At 67.8% G+C, this 18,796-nt stretch carries 12 protein-coding genes; 4 read left to right on the top strand and 8 right to left on the bottom strand.

Features of this window, described 5'->3' with window-relative positions; all coding sequences use genetic code 11:
• Positions 1–22: 22 nt before the first annotated feature.
• Positions 23–1,948, bottom strand: a complete 1,926-nt coding sequence (locus WFK98_RS00775) for a glycoside hydrolase family 127 protein (RefSeq protein WP_336798950.1) — start codon at positions 1,946–1,948, stop codon at positions 23–25.
• Positions 1,949–2,179: 231 nt separating this feature from the next.
• Positions 2,180–3,151, bottom strand: a complete 972-nt coding sequence (gene tal, locus WFK98_RS00770) for a transaldolase (RefSeq protein WP_336798949.1) — start codon at positions 3,149–3,151, stop codon at positions 2,180–2,182.
• 205 nt (positions 3,152–3,356) lie between these two features.
• On the opposite strand from tal, the gene WFK98_RS00765 reads away from it, so the two are divergent.
• Positions 3,357–5,795, top strand: a complete 2,439-nt coding sequence (locus WFK98_RS00765) for a beta-mannosidase (protein ID WP_336798948.1) — start codon at positions 3,357–3,359, stop codon at positions 5,793–5,795.
• A 68-nt stretch (positions 5,796–5,863) separates the two neighbouring features.
• On the opposite strand, the gene WFK98_RS00760 is transcribed toward WFK98_RS00765, so the two are convergent.
• Positions 5,864–6,187, bottom strand: coding sequence for a twin-arginine translocation signal domain-containing protein (locus WFK98_RS00760; RefSeq protein ID WP_336798947.1), 324 nt, complete (start codon positions 6,185–6,187; stop codon positions 5,864–5,866).
• Positions 6,188–6,292: 105 nt separating this feature from the next.
• Positions 6,293–7,180: a hypothetical protein gene (locus tag WFK98_RS00755; RefSeq protein WP_336798946.1), complete on the bottom strand. Its 888-nt coding sequence runs from the start codon at positions 7,178–7,180 to the stop codon at positions 6,293–6,295.
• 191 nt (positions 7,181–7,371) lie between these two features.
• Here WFK98_RS00755 and WFK98_RS00750 point away from each other — a divergent pair, with 191 nt between their 5' ends.
• Positions 7,372–9,048, top strand: coding sequence for a thiamine pyrophosphate-binding protein (locus tag WFK98_RS00750; protein WP_336798945.1), 1,677 nt, complete (start codon positions 7,372–7,374; stop codon positions 9,046–9,048).
• Between the two features lie 14 nt (positions 9,049–9,062).
• Here WFK98_RS00750 and WFK98_RS00745 read toward each other — a convergent pair whose 3' ends face one another.
• From WFK98_RS00745 to WFK98_RS00735, 3 genes are all read right to left on the bottom strand, one after another.
• A complete protein-coding gene (locus WFK98_RS00745; protein WP_336798944.1) occupies positions 9,063–10,748 on the bottom strand; it encodes an ABC transporter permease in 1,686 nt (561 codons plus the stop codon).
• A gap of 64 nt (positions 10,749–10,812) precedes the next feature.
• Positions 10,813–11,853 (bottom strand): Fe(3+) ABC transporter substrate-binding protein, encoded by a 1,041-nt coding sequence (locus tag WFK98_RS00740; RefSeq protein ID WP_442907354.1) that lies wholly within the window; start codon positions 11,851–11,853, stop codon positions 10,813–10,815.
• Between the two features lie 246 nt (positions 11,854–12,099).
• Entirely contained in the window at positions 12,100–12,873 is a 774-nt protein-coding gene (locus tag WFK98_RS00735; protein ID WP_266340605.1) for a 16S rRNA (uracil(1498)-N(3))-methyltransferase, read from the bottom strand.
• Between the two features lie 135 nt (positions 12,874–13,008).
• On the opposite strand from WFK98_RS00735, the gene xseA reads away from it, so the two are divergent.
• A complete protein-coding gene (xseA, locus tag WFK98_RS00730; RefSeq protein WP_336798943.1) occupies positions 13,009–14,559 on the top strand; it encodes an exodeoxyribonuclease VII large subunit in 1,551 nt (516 codons plus the stop codon).
• Between the two features lie 223 nt (positions 14,560–14,782).
• Here the strand turns inward: xseA and WFK98_RS00725 are convergent, their stop codons facing one another.
• Positions 14,783–16,759: an acetoacetate--CoA ligase gene (locus WFK98_RS00725; protein ID WP_336798942.1), complete on the bottom strand. Its 1,977-nt coding sequence runs from the start codon at positions 16,757–16,759 to the stop codon at positions 14,783–14,785.
• 205 nt (positions 16,760–16,964) lie between these two features.
• On the opposite strand from WFK98_RS00725, the gene WFK98_RS00720 reads away from it, so the two are divergent.
• Positions 16,965–18,785 (top strand): AsmA family protein, encoded by a 1,821-nt coding sequence (locus WFK98_RS00720; RefSeq protein WP_266340608.1) that lies wholly within the window; start codon positions 16,965–16,967, stop codon positions 18,783–18,785.
• Positions 18,786–18,796 lie beyond the last annotated feature (11 nt).

Genomic DNA, 18,796 nt, shown 5'->3' with positions numbered 1-18,796 from the left:
CGGCAGAGGGCGGCCGACGATGTCAGCGCCCGTCGCGCAGCCAGACCAGCATCGCGCCCGGTTCGCGATTGGCCCAGGCGAAATAGGGAATGGCGGTGATGGTGCCCGCTACCGTCTCGGCCGGCCTCGGCCGGTAGAGCGTATCCTGCCAGTCGGCCGTCCGGTCGATCGTCGCGGGGACGGCCAGGGTCACCACGCCGCCGAGCTTGCCGGCGTCGAAGGCGGCCTTCGCTTCGCCGGCGGCGAGCCGCATATGCTGCGGCGGCGCGGCGTTGTCGGCCTCCTCGACGCAATAGAGCACGGGCCCGCGCTTGAGCGCGACCCGGTCGGCATCCATGCCGACATCGGGGTGGGCATGCAGCGCCTCGACCGGCATGGCGAGATGCAGGCGGATCTCGTCGCCCGCCGCCCAGTCGCGACGGATGCCGAGATAGCCCTTTCGGGTCAGGGCGGCGACATCGACCGGAACGCCGTTGACGCTTGCCGTCGCGTCGCGGCACCAGCCGGGAATGCGCAGCCAGAGCGTCGCCGGCACCGGCGCGTCGGCCTCGACCGTGATGCGGATGTCGCCGTCCCAGGGATAGGCGGTCTGCTGGATCAGCCGCAGTGCCCTCCCCGCCACCTCGAGGTCGATGGTCGAGGCGGCGTAGAGGTGGATGGCGACGTTCTCGTCGTCATGGCTCGCCACATAGCCGCCGAGCGAGGCGACGAGGCGGGCGAGATTGGTCGGGCAGCAGGGGCAATAATGCCAGCGCCAGCGGCGATGCTGGCCGTGGCTCTCCAGCGGGTTCTCGTAGAAATAGGCATCGCCCGCCAGCGACACGCCCGACAGGGCGCCGTTGTGCAGCACCAGTTCCATATGGTCGGCGAAGCGCCCGTCGAGATCGATTCCGGCCATGCGATGGCCCCAGAACACCAGCGAGACGGCGGCGCAGGTCTCGGCATAGGCCGTCTCGTTCGGCAGGTCGAACGAGCGGGTAAAACCCTCGTTCTCGACCGCCGGCCCCATGCCGCCGGTGACGTAGAGCTGGCGACTGGTCAGGTGGCGCCAGAGCTTGTCGAGGGCCGCCTTGAGGCTCGCATCATCGTCCTCGGCGGCGAGATCGGCCATGGCGCTGTAGAGATACATCGCGCGCACGGCGTGGCCGACGACCTCGTCCTGCTCGCGTACCGGCTTGTGCGACTGGCTGTATTCGTACGTGCCGAAGTTGAACGGTTTGCCGCCCGGAAACTCCTTCGCTTCCTCGTCGAAGTAGTGCGGGTTCTGCGCACCGCGCTCGTCGATGAAATAGCGGGCGAGGTCGAGGAAACGGCTCTCTCCCGTGGCGCGAAAAAGCTTCACCAGCGCCAGCTCGATCTCCTCATGCGCGTCATAGCCGCGGCGCTTGCCCGGCTCGCGGCCGAAGACGGTGGCGATGTGGTCGACGCAGCGGATCATCACGTCGAGAAAGCGGCGCTTGCCCGTCGCCTGATAGTAGGCGACGGCGCCCTCGAGGAGATGGCCCATCGAGTACATCTCGTGCCAGTCGCGCAGATTGGTCCAGCGCTTTTCGGGATCGCGGCGGATGAACCAGGTATTGAGATAGCCATCCGCCAGTTGGGCGTGGTCGAGCTTGTCGACGAGGAAATCGATCTTCGCCTCGATTTCGGGATCGGGATGGGTGGCGAGGCTGTAGCTCGCCGCCTCGATCCATTTGCCGAAATCGGAATCGAAGAACATCTGCATCGACAGGCCGTATTCGTTGATCGGCCGGACCAGCGGCTTCGGCGGCTGGTCGACGTCGAGCACCTCGATGAAGCCCTCCTCCTCCAGGCGCTGGAACTGGGTCGGGATTGTCGTCTCGCGGTTGATCCGCGTGCGCTCGGCCCAGAAGCCGTCCGTGAAGGCGACGCTCGTGTGCGGAACGGGCTTGAGGCGGCGGAAATGGGTGGTTTCGGTCGTCTGCATCGGGCGTTTCCATGCGCGCTTGGCGGGATCGATGGATCGCGTCGGCCCTTGTCGGCGAGCCGCAGCCATTTGAGAAAACCTTTGCGCAATCCTGTCGCATGCAATCTGGCCGATTTGTCGACATTCTGCACGCAGAAAATATTCGACGCGGTGCGGCGGCCCGGAAGGCGGGCCAAAAAGAAAGGCCGGCGCCCCGGAGGGCACCGGCCTTTCCAATTGAGCCGAAGGTGATCAGGCGGGGACGCCGGCCTCCAGGCGCTTGGCGATCAGGGCGCGCAGCGCGCGCAGGTCCTTGGCGAACAGGCGGATGCCTTCCGAGAGCTTCTCGGTCGCCATCTGGTCCTCGTTCATCGCCCAGCGGAAGCTCTTCTCGTCGGCGGCGACGGTGGCGATCTTCTCGCCGGTGTTGCTCGGGTCGAGCTTGCGCACCAGCGTGCCGTTGTCGGCGGCGAGCTTCTCGAGCAGAGCCGGCGCGATGGTCAGGCGGTCACAGCCGGCCAGCGCCTCGATCTCGCCGGTCGAGCGGAACGACGCGCCCATGACGACGGTCGAGATGCCGTGCTGCTTGTAGTAGCTGTAGATCTGGCGGACCGAGAGGACGCCCGGATCCTCTTCCGGCTCGAACGTCTTGCCGGAGGCCTTGACGTGCCAGTCGAGGATGCGGCCGACGAAGGGCGAGATCAGGAACACGCCGGCCTCGGCGCAGGCGACGGCCTGGGCGAGCGAGAACAGCAGCGTCAGGTTGCAGTCGATACCTTCCTTCTGGAGGATCGCGGCGGCGCGGATGCCTTCCCAGGTCGAGGCGAGCTTGACGAGGATCTTCTCGCGCGGAACGCCCATGGTATCATAGGTCGCGATGATGTCGCGGGCGCGCTTCACCGAAGCCTCGGTGTCGAAGGAAAGGTCGGCGTCGACCTCGGTCGAGATGCGGCCGGGCACCAGCTTCGACATCTCGGCGCCGAAGGCGACGGCGAGACGGTCGGCGACATGCGCGGCGACCGCGTCCTTGGTGCCGCCCTGCTTGCGGCCCCAGGAGATGGCATTCTCGATGACGTCCTGGTAGGCGGGCAGTTCGGCTGCCTTGAGGACGAGCGAGGGGTTGGTCGTGCAGTCGACCGGACGATAGGTCTTGATGGCCTCGAGATCGCCGGTGTCTGCGACGACAACGGTCATGGCTTTGAGCTGATCAAGTTTCGAGGTCATCGGACGCTCCTCCAAGGCTGGCATGCGCGCATGCGCACGTATTTGTTTGGCATATGAGCATCCCGCCGGACAAATGGAAGCTCGAAAATTTCTTCGCCACTCGAAAACAAACACGGTAACCAGTTATCCGCGGTCCGTCGCGCAATCGCCGCCGGTTGCCGGACGAGCCGCCAATGAAACAGCACCGCATTGAGGAAACGCGTTGATGTCGAAACTCTCCCTGGCCGGCCCTTGGCAGCTTTTCAACTCCGCTGGCGAAGCGCTCGGCCCCTGCCCGATCCCCGGCGACGTCCATTCGGCGCTGGTGGCGCAGGGGCGGATCCCCTCCCCCTATGTCGGCACCAACGAGGCCGCCATGCAGTGGGTCGGCGAGGCGAGCTGGGAGATCGCCCGCCAGTTCGACGTCGCCGCATCCGACCTTGCCGGAAGCTGGGCCGTGCTCGAGCTTGAGTTCGTCGACACCTTCGCCGAGGTCTTCCTGAACGACCGGCCGGTGGCGACGCTCGGCTCCAGCTTCATCCGCCACCGGATCGACGTGACCGACGCGCTCCGGCCAGGCGCCAACGCGCTTCGCGTCCGCTTCTCGCCGGCCGGCGCCGAGGCGATAGCGCGCGCGAAGAAGCAGCCCTTCCCGATTCCGTGGAGCGTCTCGAACAACCGGGTTCCCGACCTCAACATGATCCGCAAGGCGCAGTGCCATGGCGGCTGGGACTGGGGGCCCTGCCTGATGGTGACCGGCATCTACGCCGAGCCGATCCTGCATCTCTACGACACGGCGCGGATCGAGGCGGTGCAGATCCGCCAGCGCCACCACGCCGACGGCACGGTGACGGCGATCGCCGAGATCGAGCTGCTGGCGCAGGCCGACGCGACGGTTCCGCTCACCGTGGAGCTGGCCGGCAAGACGGCGCGCGCCGACGTGAAGGTCTCGGCCGAGCATGGCGGCAAGGCAAGGCTCTCGCTCGACGTCGGCAAGCCGGATCTCTGGTGGCCGGCCGGCCACGGGGCGCAGCCGCTCTATCCGGCGGTCGTCTCGATCCCCGGCGACACGGTCCGTCGCAACATCGGCTTCCGCACGCTCGAGGTCGTCACCGAGAAGGACGAGGTCGGCGCCTCGATGTTCTTCCGCGTCAACGGCATCGACATTTTCGCCAAGGGCGCCAACTGGATCCCGGCCGACTCGCTGCCTGCCGCGATCACGCCGGAGCGCATCGACGCGCTGCTCTCCGCCGCCGTCGAGGCCAACATGAACATGGTCCGGCTCTGGGGCGGCGGCTTCTACGAGTTCGACGCCTTCTACGACGCCTGCGACCGGCTCGGCCTGCTGATCTGGCAGGACATGATGTTCTCCTGCTCGCAATATCCCTCGACGCCCGAATTCCTCACCGAGGTCGACGCCGAGCTGCGCTACCAGATCAAGCGCCTGTCCAGCCGGCCGTCGATCGCGATCTGGTGCGGCGACAACGAGGTGATCGGCTCGCTCACCTGGTTCGAGATCTCGCGCAACAACCGCGACCGCTACCTGGTCAACTACGACCGGCTGAACCGGGTGATCGACAAGGCGGTGCAGGATAGCGATCCCGACCGCCGCTTCTGGCCGTCCAGCCCTTGCAACGGCGACATGGACTATGGCGACGCCTGGCACGACGACCGTTCGGGCGACCTGCATTTCTGGGACGTCTGGCACTCGAACAAGAACTTCGAGCACTACTACACCGTGCAGCCGCGCTTCTGCTCCGAGTTCGGCTTCCAGTCCTTCCCGTCGATGACCGGCATCCGCGCCTTCGCCGGCGGTCGCGAGAACTGGAACGCGACCTCGCCGGTGATGGAGTTCCACCAGCGCGACGGCGCCGGCAATTCGCGCATCATCGATACAATGGCGCGCTATTTCCGCGTGCCTTCCGGCTTCGAGAGCTTCGTCTATCTGTCGCAATTGCAGCAGGCGATGGCGATCGAGACGGCGGTGCGCTACTGGCGCAGCCTGAAGCCGCATTCGATGGGCGCGCTATACTGGCAGCTGAACGATGTCTGGCCGGCGGTGTCCTGGTCGTCGATCGACCATTCGCTGGCCTGGAAGACGCTGCACTATCACGCCAAGCGCTTCTTCGCGCCGGTGGCGCTCGCCGCCCGCATGCTCGACGGTAAGCTCGTCGTCCGCGCCATCAACGACCGGCATGCTCCGGTGGTGCTGGAGACGCGGCTGCGCAGCTTCGACCTCGAGGGAACGCTGATCGACGAGCGCCATGCCAAGGGCCATGTGCCGCCGGACCGCGCCATCGAAGTCATGGCGATCGGCGCGCCGGTGGCGCAGGACCGGTTCTACGTGATCGACGCCAAGGTCGACGGCGTCGCCTCGCCGGAACACCAGGTCGTCGTCTTCCCCGACGTGCCGAAGCGCTTCGAGCTGCCGGAGGCGACGGTCTCGGTGCGCGAGCTCGGCCCCGGTCGCTTCCAGCTATCGGCCGATGCGCCGGCCTTCCATGTCCGCGCCGAGGCGGAAGGCATCCCCGGCCATTTCGACGATGCGAGCTTCCTGCTCCTGCCCGGCGAACCGCGGATCGTGACCTTCAAGGCGGAGGCGGGCCATTCCGTCCCGACGGCCGCCGAGCTGACGGTGCATCATCTGGGCGCAACCTATCGCTGACGGCCGCCACCCGCAAAAACAGAAACGGCGCGGAAATTCCGCGCCGTTTCCAATTCAACCCGCCGAGATCAGCGGTACCAGCCGCCCGGCGCATAGACCCAGCGACCATTGCGCCAGACCCAGTCCGACCGGCGATAGCGATAGCCCGGCCGCGCCGGGATCCAGCCGCCGCTCATCCACACATAGCGACCGCGGCGCCATTCCCAGTGACCCGGACGCCAGTAATAGCCACGGCGCGGCGGCGGGACGCGTTCACGGCGCGGCGGCGGCGGCCGGCGGTCGGGGCCCGGGCCCCACTGCTGCGCCTCTGCATCGCCTGGGGCCATCGTCGCCAGAGGCGCCGCAACGGCCGCGGCCAGAAGCCCGGTCAACAGAGAACGTCGAGAAAGCATGATCTTCCATCCCATACGATAGGGGACGCGCGCACGCGTCCAAAGCCACCCGCATAGGCTTCAACGCGCGAGACCCCGCTTTCCGTTGCCTCGCCGGCGAAAAAATCAGAAGCGGTAGCCGTTATGGTCGAGAAATAGCTTCAGACGCTCGGGAAACTTCAGTGTCTTGCGGTCCTTGGCGGCGCAGGTATCGATGTCGCCGCCGGTGACGCAGGTCTCCTCGCCGGGGTCGGTGGCGAGGTTCCAGTGCTTCTGCAGCTGCTTGAAGGCCTGCTCGCCCTCGCCGGCGCGAATGCTGGCGGCGACCCACCCGGCGAGGAAGCCGGGCGACTTCCAGCGCTCGACCGGATCGGAATCGTCTTCGAGCTGCCGCAGCCAATCGCGATGCGCCTTGGCGAAACGCGGCTCCGTCGTGATGTCGACCAGCTTGCCGTCGCGCACCGACTTGATGACGAGCGGCGCCGCGCTGCAGGCATAGCAATCGAAGGTGTAGAGGAAATTGTTGTCGACCGTGACGATCTCGGCCTCGCCGTCGTCGTTCAGGTCCTGCAGGTAGTCGCCGTCGCCGTCGAAGGCGCCGACCGGGACGGCCACCCAGCCCTTGTCGGTCTCGGTCGCCACCACGACCTCGGAGCAGCAATGGGCGCCGCCGGTATAGCTGCTGAAATAGACTTCCTTGCTCTTGTTGGTCGGGTCGATATCGACGATCGAGGCGCTCATCGACGGCACGGACATTCCCGACGCGGTGCCGACATGCTCCAGCACCATCTTGCCGTTCACGATGACCTGCAGCACCGGCACGTCGTCATCCGGATCGATCTGCGGCCGACGCTCCTGGAACACCCGCGCGGTGATGCCGGAATTGGTCACGGTCGCCTCCTTGGCGCCCTCCGCGAATTCGGCGGTCGGATAGGCCGGCTTGTCCTCTTCGGCATCTTCCGCCGAGGCCGCCGGGGCCGGAAACGACGCCATCATCAGCGCCGCCATGGCCATGCCTGCCAGGCTGCTCCGCCGGAGAAATGATCCGCTACGCACTTTCGACGTCCCTCGTCTGGCCCCGTGCCGGCCAGTCTAGCGACACCGGCTTTCGCCGAACAGAAGTTGATGCCACCATCCCCTTCTAAGCGATCCCCCGGTTCGAGCCTGGGGGTCGGATAAACCCGCCTCTCGCAAGGATCTCCTTCATGCCCGACGTCATCCCCTCCCGTACCGGCGGCCGCCTCATCGTCGAGGCGCTGGAGGCCAATGGCGTCGAACGCGTCTTCTGCGTGCCCGGCGAGAGCTACCTGGCCGTGCTCGACGCGCTGCATGATTCGGCGATCCCCGTGACGGTGGCGCGGCACGAAGGCGGCGCGGCCATGATGGCCGAGGCCTGGGGCAAGCTCGCCGGCAAGCCGGGCATCTGTTTTGTCACGCGCGGACCGGGAGCGACCAACGCCGCTGCCGGCCTGCATGTGGCGATGCAGGATTCGACGCCGATGGTCCTGTTCGTCGGCCAGGTCGGCCGTTCGATGCGCGAGCGCGAGGCGTTCCAGGAGATCGACTATCGCCGCATGTTCGGCGACGTCGTCAAATGGGTGGCGGAGATCGACGAGGCGGCGCGGATCCCCGAATTCCTGTCGCGCGCCTTCCAGGTGGCGACGTCGGGCCGGCCCGGCCCCGTCGTGCTGGCGCTGCCGGAGGACATGCTGCGCGAGAAGACCGCCGTCGCCTCCGTCGGCGCCTCGGAGCCGATCGAGACCTATCCCGGCCTGACCCAGACGGCGCAATTGCAGAAGCTGCTCTGGAAGGCCGAACGGCCGCTGCTGGTGCTCGGCGGCTCGCGCTGGAGCGACGCGGCCATCGCCTCGATGCAGCGCTTCGCCGAACGCTTCGACCTGCCGGTCGGCGTCTCGCTGCGCCGCCAGGGCCTGTTCGACCACGAGCATCCGAATTTCGCCGGCGAGGTCGGCATCGCCATCAACCCGGCGCTCGCCAAAAGGGTCAGGGAGGCCGACCTGCTGATTCTGGTCGGCGGGCGGATGAGCGAGATGCCTTCCTCCGGCTATACGCTGCTCGACATCCCGCAGCCGAAGCAGACGCTGGTGCATGTGCATGGCGGCTCGGACGAGCTCGGCCGGGTCTACCGGCCGGCGCTCGCCGTCAACGCCACGCCGAACGGCTTCGCAGCCCAGCTCGAGGCGGTGCATCCGCCGGCGACCATTCCCTGGGGCGCCGAGACGCGCGCCGCCAACAAGGCCTATCGCGACTGGTCGGACCCGAAGCCGCGCAATGTCGGCGGCGTCGAGATGGGCGCGGTGATGCGGACGCTGCGCGAAAGGCTCGGCAAGGACGCCATCCTCACCAACGGCGCCGGCAACTATGCCAACTGGGTGCACCGCTATCACCGCTTCCGCGGCCCCAATACGCAGCTGGCGCCGACCTCAGGCTCGATGGGCTATGGCGTGCCGGCCGCGGTCGCCGCCAAGCTGCGCTATCCAGAGCGCACGGTGATCGCCTTTGCCGGCGACGGCTGCTTCCAGATGACGAACAACGAATTCGGCACCGCCGCGCAGGAGGGCGCCGCCATCCTCGTGATCGTCGTCGACAACAGCATGTACGGCACCATCCGCGCCCACCAGGAGCGCAGCTATCCGGACCGGATCGAGGCGACGAAGCTCGTCAATCCGGATTTCGCCGCGCTGGCCCGCGCCTATGGCGGCCATGGCGAGACGGTGGAGACGACGGAGGAATTCCTGCCGGCGTTCGAGCGCGCCGCCGCGAGCGGCAAGCCCGCCATCCTGCATGTGAAGGTCGACCCGCAGGCGATTTCGCCCTCGGCGACAATCGACGAGATCCGGGGCAAAAGCCTGAAAGGCTAGCCAGTTCCGGCGACTCAGGCGAGCGGCCTTCGCCGCTCGCGGGTGCCGGCGCGGGCCAGCAGCGCCACTGGCAGCATGCCGGCGAAGACGATGACCAGCGCCGCGATCGCGCCGTCCTCATAGGTGCCGCGCGCCGCCTCACCATAGACGTAGGTGGCGAGCGTCTCGAAATTGAACGGCCGGAGCAGCAGCGTCGCCGGCAGTTCCTTCATGCAGTCGACGAAGACGAGCAGGCCGGCGGCGGCGATCGCCGGTGACAGCAGCGGCATGTGGATGCCGCCGGAAAGCCTCGCCGTGCCGGCGCCGAGGCTGCGCGCCGCCATGTCGATCGACGGGCTGATGCGGCTGAAGCCCGATTCGATGCCGCCGATCGTGATCGCCTGGAAGCGCAGGCAATAGGCCAGCACCAGCGCCGCGCCGGAACTCATCAGGATCAGGCCCGGCGATCGGCCCCAGACACCCTTCACCGCATTGGCGATCCAGTTGTCGAGGCCGGCGATCGGCACCAGCAGGCCGACGGCGAGCACCGTGCCGGGAATGGCATAGCCGATGCCGGCGAGGCGGATCATGCCGTGCAGCGACTTCCGCCGCGACATCCGCCCCGCCGTGGCAAGGAACAGGCCGATGGCGATGGTGAGCGCCGCGGCGATGGCGGCGAAGAGGACGCTGTTGCCGGTCCAGATCCAGAGATCGGCCGGCAGGCCGCCGAGCGCGATGCGCCGCGCCGCCGAGACGACGAGATAGCTCGCCGGCACGATGAAGCCGAGCAGGATCGGCAGCGCGCAGGCGACGACGGCAAGGAGCGCCGCGCCGCCCGAGAGCGGCTGCGCCATCGGCTGGGCGTTGCCGCGCGGGGCGGAATAATTCATGCCGCGCCGGCCGAGGCGTTCGAGCAGCACGAGGGCGAAGACGATCGCCAGCATGACCAGCGCGATCTGCGCCGCGCCCTCGATCGACGAACGGGTGACCCAGGTCGTGTAGATCGCGACCGTCAGCGTGCGGACGCCGAGGAATTCCGACGCGCCGATGTCGTTCAACGCCTCCATCAGCGCCAGGCTGACGCCGACGGCGACGGCGGGACGGGCCAGCGGCAGCGCTACGGTGCGGAAGGCGCGGAAGCGCCCGGCGCCGAGCGTGCGCGAGGCTTCCAGCAGCGAGGCCGACTGCATGACGAACAGCGCCCGCACCGGCAGGTAGACATAGGGATAGAGGATCAGGCCGAGCAGCAGGATGGCGCCGCCCAGCGAGCGGATCTCGGGAAACCGCAGGCCGCGCGGATCCGCGATGCCGAAGAGATGGCGCAGCCCGGTCTGCAGCGGCCCGACCGGATGCACCACGTCGAGATAGGCGAAGGCCATGACGTAGCTTGGCACCGAGAGCGGCAGGAGCAGCGCCCATTCGAACAGGCGTCGGCCGGGAAAGCGATAGGCCGTGACCAGCCATGCCGTACCAATGCCGAGGACGGTGACCAGGATGCCCACGCCGAGGAGGAGCAGCGCCGTCGTGCGCGCCGCAACCGGCAGGACGTTGGCGATCAGGTGCGGCCAGAGCTCGCCCGAGCCGCGCGAGGCGAAGAAGGCGAGGCCGCCGATCGGCGCCAGCGCCAGCAGGACGAGGATGGCGGAGCCGATCCGCCAGGGCCGGTCCGACCGGGCCGGCGCTGGCCGCGGCGGCTGCATCGCGATGGCGGAATCGCTCATGCCCCGGGGGTTCCGGGGCATGAGGTATCGCGGCAGAGGCCGATATTTCGGCGCATGCAGGGGATCAGCCGTCGAAGCCGACCACGTCGACCAGTTCGCTCGCCTGCTTGCGGTCCTTGGCGACCGCCGTCAGCGGCAGCGGATCGACGGTCAGCGTGCCGAGCTCGGCGATGATCGGATCGGGCGCGACGCCGGCGCGAACCGGATATTCGAAATTCGCCTTGGCGTAGATCTCCTGCGCCGCCGGCGAGACGAGGTATTCCAGCAGCTTGACGGCGTTTTCCTTGTTCGGCGCGTTCTTGGCGACCGCGGCGCCGGAGACGTTCACATGCGTGCCGGCCTTGTCCTTGAAGGTCGGCAGGATGACGCGGATGGCGTTGCCCCACTCGACCTGCTCGGGGCCGCCCTTGCCGGAGCGCATCAGACCGACATAGTAGGAATTGGCCACGCCGACGTCGCAGAGATTGGCGAGGATGTCGCGGGCGACGTCGCGGTCGCCGCCGCCGGCCTTGCGGGCGAGGTTGTCCTTGACGCCGGTGAGCCATTCCTTGGCGGTATCGGCGCCGTCCTTGGCGATCACGGCGGCGATCAGCGAGGTGTTGTAGGGGTGCTGGCCCGAGCGGATGCAGACCTTGCCCTTGAAGCGCGGGTCGGCGAGATCCTCATAGGTCAGCGTCTCGTCCTGGACGCGGTCCTTCGAGGCATAAATCACGCGGGCGCGCATCGAGAGGCCGTACCACTGACCGTCGGCGTCGCGCAGATTGGCGGGGATCGCCTCCTCCAGCACGGTCGACTTGACCGGCTGCGTCAGGCCACGGTCGCTGAGCTCGATCAGGTTGCCGAAATCGACGACGGAGAGCAGGTCGGCCGGAGAGTTCTCGCCTTCGGTGGCGACGCGCTCGGCGAGGCCTTCCTTGACGAAGATCACATTCGCCTTGATGCCGGTCTCTTTGCTGAAGCTGTCCAGCAGCGGCTGGATCAGGCCCGGCTCGCGGGTGGTATAGACGTTCACTTCGCCCGCCGCATGGGCGGAAAGCGTGGTCGTCGCAAGCAGCGCGGCGGCGGCGGCGGCGGCGCCCTGGATCAGGCGGGTCAGGCTAGGCATAGTGAACTCCGTTCATTGAGGGGGCGGAACCCTGGTCGCCGTCGTTGTTCGGCGACTTCTGCCGGCTGCATCTCATCATCGCGAATAGAGGTCAACCGGCCGTATCGCTTTTGTTCTTCAGTTTAGACGAGTTCTAATATGGAATGAATCCAGACGGCGCGCGTTTCTCTTGGCGGAGCAAGACGACGCTTCGATGCACTGCTGAAAAGCATCGCGGTCACGATTTCGTGAGCTGTGTATTGCGACTTATACAGCGGGACCCGATCCGCCCTCGACCCAGTCGCCGGCGACGGCCTGGACCAGCGCCAGCGCGGCGACGGCGGCCGTGTCGGCCCTGAGGATGCGCGGCCCAAGCGGGATCGCGGTGACGAAGGGGAGCGCGTGCAGCGTCTCGCGCTCTTCCGGCGAGAATCCGCCCTCGGGACCGATCAGCACGGCGAGCGGCCCCTTTGGCAGCGCGCGCAGGATGGAGACCGGATCGGCGCCGGTCTCGTCCTCGTCGCAAAAGATGATCCGCCGCTCCGGCTCGTCCTTCGGCCAGCGCGCCAGCAAGGCGCTCAACGGCTCCGGGGCGGCGATCTCGGGGATCGACAGCACGCCGCATTGCTCCGCCGCCTCGATCGCGTTGGCGACGAGCCTGTCATCGTTCAGACGGGTCACCTGAGTGCGGCGGGTGATGACGGGGCGGATCAGTCCCGCCCCCATCTCGACCGCCTTCTGCACCATGTAGTCGAGCCGCGCCTGCTTGATCGGCGCGAAGAGGTAGTGGAGCGAAGAGGCGGGCGTCTGTTCACGCGCCTGTTCGTCCGCCCGCAGCACGGCCCCCTTGCGGCCGGCCTCGGCCAGCGTCGCGCGCCATTCGCCGTCGCGACCGTTGAAGATCAGGACCGGGTCGCCCTCGCGCATGCGGAGCACATTGACGAGATAATTGGTCTGGCCCTTGTCCAGCACGACGCGGGCGCCAGCGTCGAGCGGCGCATCGAGGAACAGGCGTTGGGTGGTGAAATCATAGCGCGACATACGCTTCGATTACGCAATGCCCCGCCGCGCCGCAAGGTGGCGCGGCTGCCGGCTTGACCGGGGCGGACGGCGGAGGCATTCAGGGCCGACAGCTACCCGCCGTCCCTGCGGGAATCATGGAAGGCCGCGACCGACTTGCCCGATCCCGTCCATAACGCCGGCGAGTATTCCGTCTCCGAAATCTCGATGGCGCTGAAGCGCACCGTCGAGGACGCCTTCGGCTTCGTGCGCGTGCGCGGCGAGATCTCGGGCTATCGCGGGCCGCACTCTTCGGGCCATGCCTATTTCGCCCTGAAGGACGACCGCGCCAAGATCGAGGCGGTGATCTGGAAGGGCAATTTCGGCAAGCTGCGCTTCCGCCCGGAAGAAGGCATGGAGGTCATCGCCACCGGCAAGCTGACCACCTTCCCCGGCTCGTCGAAATACCAGATCGTCATCGAGTCGCTGGAGCCGGCCGGCGTCGGCGCGCTGATGGCGCTGCTCGAGGAGCGCCGGCGCAAGCTCGCCGCCGAGGGCCTGTTCGATTCCGGGCGCAAGAAGCCGATCCCCTATCTGCCGCGCGTGATCGGCGTCGTGACCTCGCCGACCGGCGCGGTCATCCGCGACATCCTGCATCGCCTTGCAGACCGCTTCCCCGTCCGGGTGCTGGTCTGGCCGGTGCGGGTGCAGGGCGAGACCTCGGCGGCGGAAGTGGCAGCCGCCATCGCCGGCTTCAACGCGTTGGCGCCGGGCGGCGCGATCCCCCGGCCGGACGTGCTGATCGTCGCGCGCGGCGGCGGCAGCCTCGAGGACCTCTGGGGCTTCAACGAAGAGATCGTGGTGCGCGCGGCGGCGGCCTCGCAGATCCCGCTGATCTCCGCCGTCGGCCACGAGACCGACACGACGCTGATCGATTTCGCCTCCGACCTGCGCGCCCCGACGCCGACGGGCGCCGCCGAAATGGCCGTGCCGGTGCGTTCGGAACTGGTCGGAACGGTCGGCGATCTCGACCGCCGGCTCGATGGCGCCATGCTCCGCCTGATCGAGGGCAGAAAGCGCGAACTGCGGGCAGCGACCCGCGCCCTGCCCCGGCTCGACGACCTGCTCGCCATTCCGCGCCGCGCCTTCGACGAGCTCGCCGCCCGCATCGGCCGCGCGCTCGGCGCCAACACGCTCGCCCATCGCGGCCGGCTGGAACGCACCGCCGGGCGGCTTTCGCCCGCCTCGCTCGATCGCCTGACGATCCGCGCCCGCGACCGCCTGACGTCGCTCGGCGAGCGGCAGGGCCGCGCGCTGGAAGTCCATGCCGAGCGCAAGCGCGCCGGCTTCGCCCGCATCGCCGGACGCCTCCGCGTCGAGCCTCTATCGCAGCGCCTGGCGCGCGGCGCCGTGCAGATCGCCGAACTCGACCAGCGCGGCAATCGCGCCTTCATCCGCATCGTCGAGAAGAACCGCGACCGGCTCGACCGCGCCTGGCGACTGGCCGAGACACTCTCCTATCGCAGCGTGCTGGCGCGCGGCTTCGCGCTGGTGACCGATGCCGAGGGCAGGACGGTGCGCATGGCGTCGAAGGTCACGAGCGGCGAGGCGCTGACGATCGAGTTCCAGGACGGCAAGATCGGCGCCGTGGCCGCCGGTGGGGCCGCCGAGCCCCGTCCGAAGAAGGCCGCCAAGCCGAAGCCGCCGACGCAGGAGAGCCTGTTCTAGAAAGCAGCGCCCCCCGTCGCACTTTCAGGCTCCAGTTCTGGAAAGCGCCAAGAAAGCCCCTCACCCCCCCCTCTGCCGCGAGCGGGCGAGGGAGTCCGATCGTGCTTGTATAGCGTTCGCAATCGATGGGGATCGCCGGCCGCAAAGCCCTCGCCCGCTCGCGGGAGAGGGTGGGGTGAGGGCCTTGCTATCCTTCACCCGGTCCCTACCGCCTTCCGCCGACTCAGGCCAGTTCCGGCAGATCGCGATAGAGCGCCAGCGCCTCGGGATTGGCGAGGGCTTCCTGGTTCTTGACCGGCCGGCCATGCACGATCTCGCGCACGGCGAGCTCGACGATCTTGCCGGACTTGGTGCGGGGAATGTCGGCGACGGCGATGATCTTGGCCGGTACGTGGCGCGGCGAGGCGCCGGTGCGGATCCTGTCGCGGATCGTCCTGGCAAGCGCCTCGTCGAGCACGGCGCCGTCCCGCAGGCGCACGAACAGCACGACGCGAACGTCGTTGTCCCAATCCTGGCCGATCGCCAGCGCTTCCTGCACCTCGGGAATCTGCTCGACCTGGTTATAGATCTCTGCCGTGCCGATGCGCACGCCGCCGGGATTGAGCGTCGCGTCCGATCGGCCATGGATGATCAGCCCGCCATGCGCCGTCCATTCGGCGAAGTCGCCATGGCACCAGACATTGTCGAAGCGGTCGAAATAGGCGGCGTGATAACGGCTGCCATCGGCATCGTTCCAGAAGCCGATCGGCATGGAGGGAAACGCCTTGCGGCAGACCAGTTCGCCCTTGCCGCGCGCCAGCGGCGTACCGTCCTCGTCCCAGACGTCGACGGCGAGGCCGAGGCCCGGCCCCTGGATCTCGCCCTTCCAGACCGGCTTTTCGGGAATGCCGAGCACGAAGCAGGAAACGATGTCGGTGCCGCCCGAGATCGACGCGAGCTGGATGTCCTTCTTGATGCCCTCATAGACGAAGGAAAAGCTCTCCGGCGCCAATGGCGACCCGGTCGAGGTCATCGTCTTCAGGGTCGAGAGATCATGCGTCTCGATCGGCCGCGCGCCGGATTTGTGGACCGCATCGATGAACTTGGCCGAGGTGCCGAAGAAGGTCATCTGCTCGGCATCGACATAATCGAACAGGATCTCGGGGCCGGGATGGAACGGCGAGCCGTCATAAAGCAGCAACGTCGCGCCCGCGGCGAGGCCGGATACGAGCCAGTTCCACATCATCCAGCCGCAGGTGGTGAAATAGAACATCCGGTCGCCGTCACCGACGCCCGAATGGAGATGGATCTCCTTCAGGTGCTGCAGCAGCGTGCCGCCGGCCGAATGGACGATGCATTTCGGCACGCCGGTCGTGCCGGACGAGAACATGATGTAGAGCGGATGGGCAAAGGGCATAGCGGCGAAGGCGACCGGCGCGACCGGGAACGGCGCCAGGAAGGCGTCGAGCGAGACACCGTTCGCCAGCGTCGCGGCGGTCGCCTCCGCCGTGCCGATATAGGGAACGACGACGGTTTTTCGCACGGTCGGCAGGCTTGGCACGATCTCGGCCAGCTTCGGCGCGATGTCGATGGTCTTGCCGGCATAGTAGTAGCCGTCGCAGGCGATGAAGACGGTCGGCTCGATCTGGCCAAAGCGATCGAGCACGCCGCGCGGGCCGAAATCCGGCGAGCAGGACGACCAAACCGCGCCGATCGAGGCGGTCGCCAGCATGGCGGCGATCGTTTCCGGCATGTTCGGCATCATGGCGGCGACGCGATCGCCGACCTTGACGCCGGCGGCGACAAGCGCCTGCTGCAGCCGCGACACCAGCGCATGCAGATCGTCCCAAGATAGCCGCCGCTTCACCCGGTCCTCGCCCCAGAAGACGAGCGCGTCGTCATCGCCCGATACCCTGAGCAGGTTCTCGGCGAAGTTCAGTGTCGCATCGGGGAAGAAGCGCGCGCCGGGCATGCGGTCGCCATCGACCAACAGCCGCTCGCCCTTGTCGCCCTCGACGCCGCAGAAATCCCAGACGAGGTCCCAGAACGCCGCACGGTCGTCGATCGACCACTGGTGCAACGCGTCATGATCGGGCAGCGGCAGGCCGGTCCACTCCGCCGCTGCGGCGCGAAAATGCGTCATCGGATGGTCGGCGAGGCGCGCCGCCGATGGCACCCACAGGGGCTGTTCGGAACTGGCCGGGATATTCGCGGACGTCATGGGGAGGAATCCTATCCGGCTAGGTTGCAGTGCGGCAAAAATTCGCTGTCCTGCCATGGATATCCGCAGCCTGCCGCCAAGTCACGTCAGAAACCAAGCCGGGACAGGCGAGAAAAGCCTTGCGAAATCACGGAATTCTGCCTATCCGGGTGCCATTCGGTCGTGGCACCTACCGAAACGTTAGGGGCAATCGTCACCGGGTGACATGAAAAAAATCCTATTCGCCCTCGCAGCGATTCTGATTCTTTGCGGCGCATTCGTCCTTCTGGCGCCCAAGCTGGTCACGATCGAAGCCGTCCGTCGTTCCCTGACGCGCGAAGTCGCGGGGTGGAGCGGCCGTGCGCTCACCTATGAGGGCGCGCCGACCGTCGCCTTCAATCCCTATCCGACCGTCACCTTCGCAAAGGTGCGGATCAGCTCGGACCGCGATCCGAAGCCGCTCGTCGAGATGGATTCGCTTTCGGCCGAGTTGAGCTTCCTGCCGCTCCTGATCGGCCGCGTTCGCCCGTCCGTGCTGGAACTCGACAATCCGGTGTTCCGCTTCGGCGTCGACGACAAGGGCCTGCCGAACTGGAACCTGCCGCGGGCGCTGCGCGGTGATTCCGAGCTCGGCCGCCTCGTCATCCATGGCGGCACGCTGCACTATGTCGGCAGCGACAAGAAGGAACTGCTGCTGACCGGCGTCGACGCCCGGATCGACTGGCCAGACCCTGCCGCGACCGCAAGCCTCAAGGGCAGCGCCACCTGGAAGAACGAGGCGTTCGACTTCAACGGGTCGATCGGCACGCCGCTCGACCTCGTCAGCGGCCGCCAGACGGCGCTCCGCTTCGCCATCGCCTCAACGCCGCTGCGCGCCAATTTCACCGGCACGGTCGCCAATCTCGCCGACCCCGAGGGCGAGGGCGAACTTTCGGTCACCACGCCGTCGATCCGCCGCCTTGCGGGCATATTCAACATGCCGATGGGCGAGGGTTCGACGCTCGGCAGCGCCTCGATCGAATCCCATGCCAGCCTGGCGGCCCGCACGCTGACCTTCGCCAACGCCAAGATCAGCGTCGACGGCAATGACAGCGAGGGCGCGCTTTCGATCGACTTCGCCCGCTCCCGGCCTTCCGTGCAGGGCACGCTGGCATTCGAGAGCCTTGACCTTTCCGCCTATGCCGAGGCGCTCTCGAGCCTGGTCGCCTCGGCGCGGGCGACGCCCGACGAGCCGCTGCCGCTCGCCGCGCTCGACAGCAACGACCTCGACCTCCGGATCTCTGCGGCGCAGGTGCTGCTCGGCAGCGCCCGGCTCGGCCGCACCGCCGCCTCGGCGACGATCCGCGACGACCGGCTGAACCTCTCGATCGGCGAGGCGCTGCTCTATGGCGGCCGGCTCTCCGCCAGCCTCTCGGCCTCGCTGCAGGACCAGGCCGCCTCGGGCTCGCTGCAGGCGCGCATCGACGGCCTGCCGGTCCGCGCCGCGCTCTCCGACCTGTTCGGCATCGGCCATCTCGACGGCATCGGCTCCGGCACGCTCAGCCTGTCGGCGCACGGCACCAACTGGAACGGCCTGATGACCTCGCTCACCGGCAGCGGCAAGGCGACCGTCGCCGACGGCAGCTTCGATGGCGTGAACGTCTCGGCACTGTCGCAGCAGATCACCGCCGACGGCACGATGAGCGGCAACCTGCTCGGCGGCTCGACCAAGTTCACCGAAGCCGAGGGGACCTTCACCATCGACGCCGACCAGGTGGCGACGCCGGGGATCCAGGTGACGGGAAGCGGCTACCAGATCAACCTCACCGGCGAGGCGCCGCTGCAGGCGACCTCGCTGAGCGCCCGCGGCGACCTCACAATCCAGCGCGCCACCGGCGGCGCCGCCAGCGGCCCGGTCCGCGTTCCCTTCGTCATCGGCGGCAATTGGGGGCACCCGACGCTGGTGCCGGACTTCAGCGGCCTTTCCCGCCGCAGCGACAACGGCGCCGAGCCCCCGGTCGGACCGGTCCGCCGCTTCGCCCGCGCCCTGCTTCCGGCGATGCGCTAGGACGGACGCCG

Source organism: Kaistia sp. MMO-174, from assembly GCF_037147815.1.
GTDB lineage: Bacteria > Pseudomonadota > Alphaproteobacteria > Rhizobiales > Kaistiaceae > Kaistia > Kaistia nematophila.
This window is presented reverse-complemented; position numbering and strand designations above follow the sequence as displayed.

Coding starts and splice junctions, on each gene's coding strand:
- WFK98_RS00750 (WP_336798945.1), top strand. CDS start 7,372: ATGCCCGACGTCATCCCCTCCCGTACCGGCGGCCGCCTCATCGTCGAG.
- WFK98_RS00755 (WP_336798946.1), bottom strand. CDS start 7,180: ATGGCCATGGCGGCGCTGATGATGGCGTCGTTTCCGGCCCCGGCGGCC.
- tal (WP_336798949.1), bottom strand. CDS start 3,151: ATGACCTCGAAACTTGATCAGCTCAAAGCCATGACCGTTGTCGTCGCA.
- WFK98_RS00775 (WP_336798950.1), bottom strand. CDS start 1,948: ATGCAGACGACCGAAACCACCCATTTCCGCCGCCTCAAGCCCGTTCCG.
- WFK98_RS00735 (WP_266340605.1), bottom strand. CDS start 12,873: ATGTCGCGCTATGATTTCACCACCCAACGCCTGTTCCTCGATGCGCCG.
- WFK98_RS00720 (WP_266340608.1), top strand. CDS start 16,965: ATGAAAAAAATCCTATTCGCCCTCGCAGCGATTCTGATTCTTTGCGGC.
- WFK98_RS00725 (WP_336798942.1), bottom strand. CDS start 16,759: ATGACGTCCGCGAATATCCCGGCCAGTTCCGAACAGCCCCTGTGGGTG.
- WFK98_RS00745 (WP_336798944.1), bottom strand. CDS start 10,748: ATGAGCGATTCCGCCATCGCGATGCAGCCGCCGCGGCCAGCGCCGGCC.
- WFK98_RS00765 (WP_336798948.1), top strand. CDS start 3,357: ATGTCGAAACTCTCCCTGGCCGGCCCTTGGCAGCTTTTCAACTCCGCT.
- WFK98_RS00740 (WP_442907354.1), bottom strand. CDS start 11,853: ATGCCTAGCCTGACCCGCCTGATCCAGGGCGCCGCCGCCGCCGCCGCC.
- WFK98_RS00760 (WP_336798947.1), bottom strand. CDS start 6,187: ATGCTTTCTCGACGTTCTCTGTTGACCGGGCTTCTGGCCGCGGCCGTT.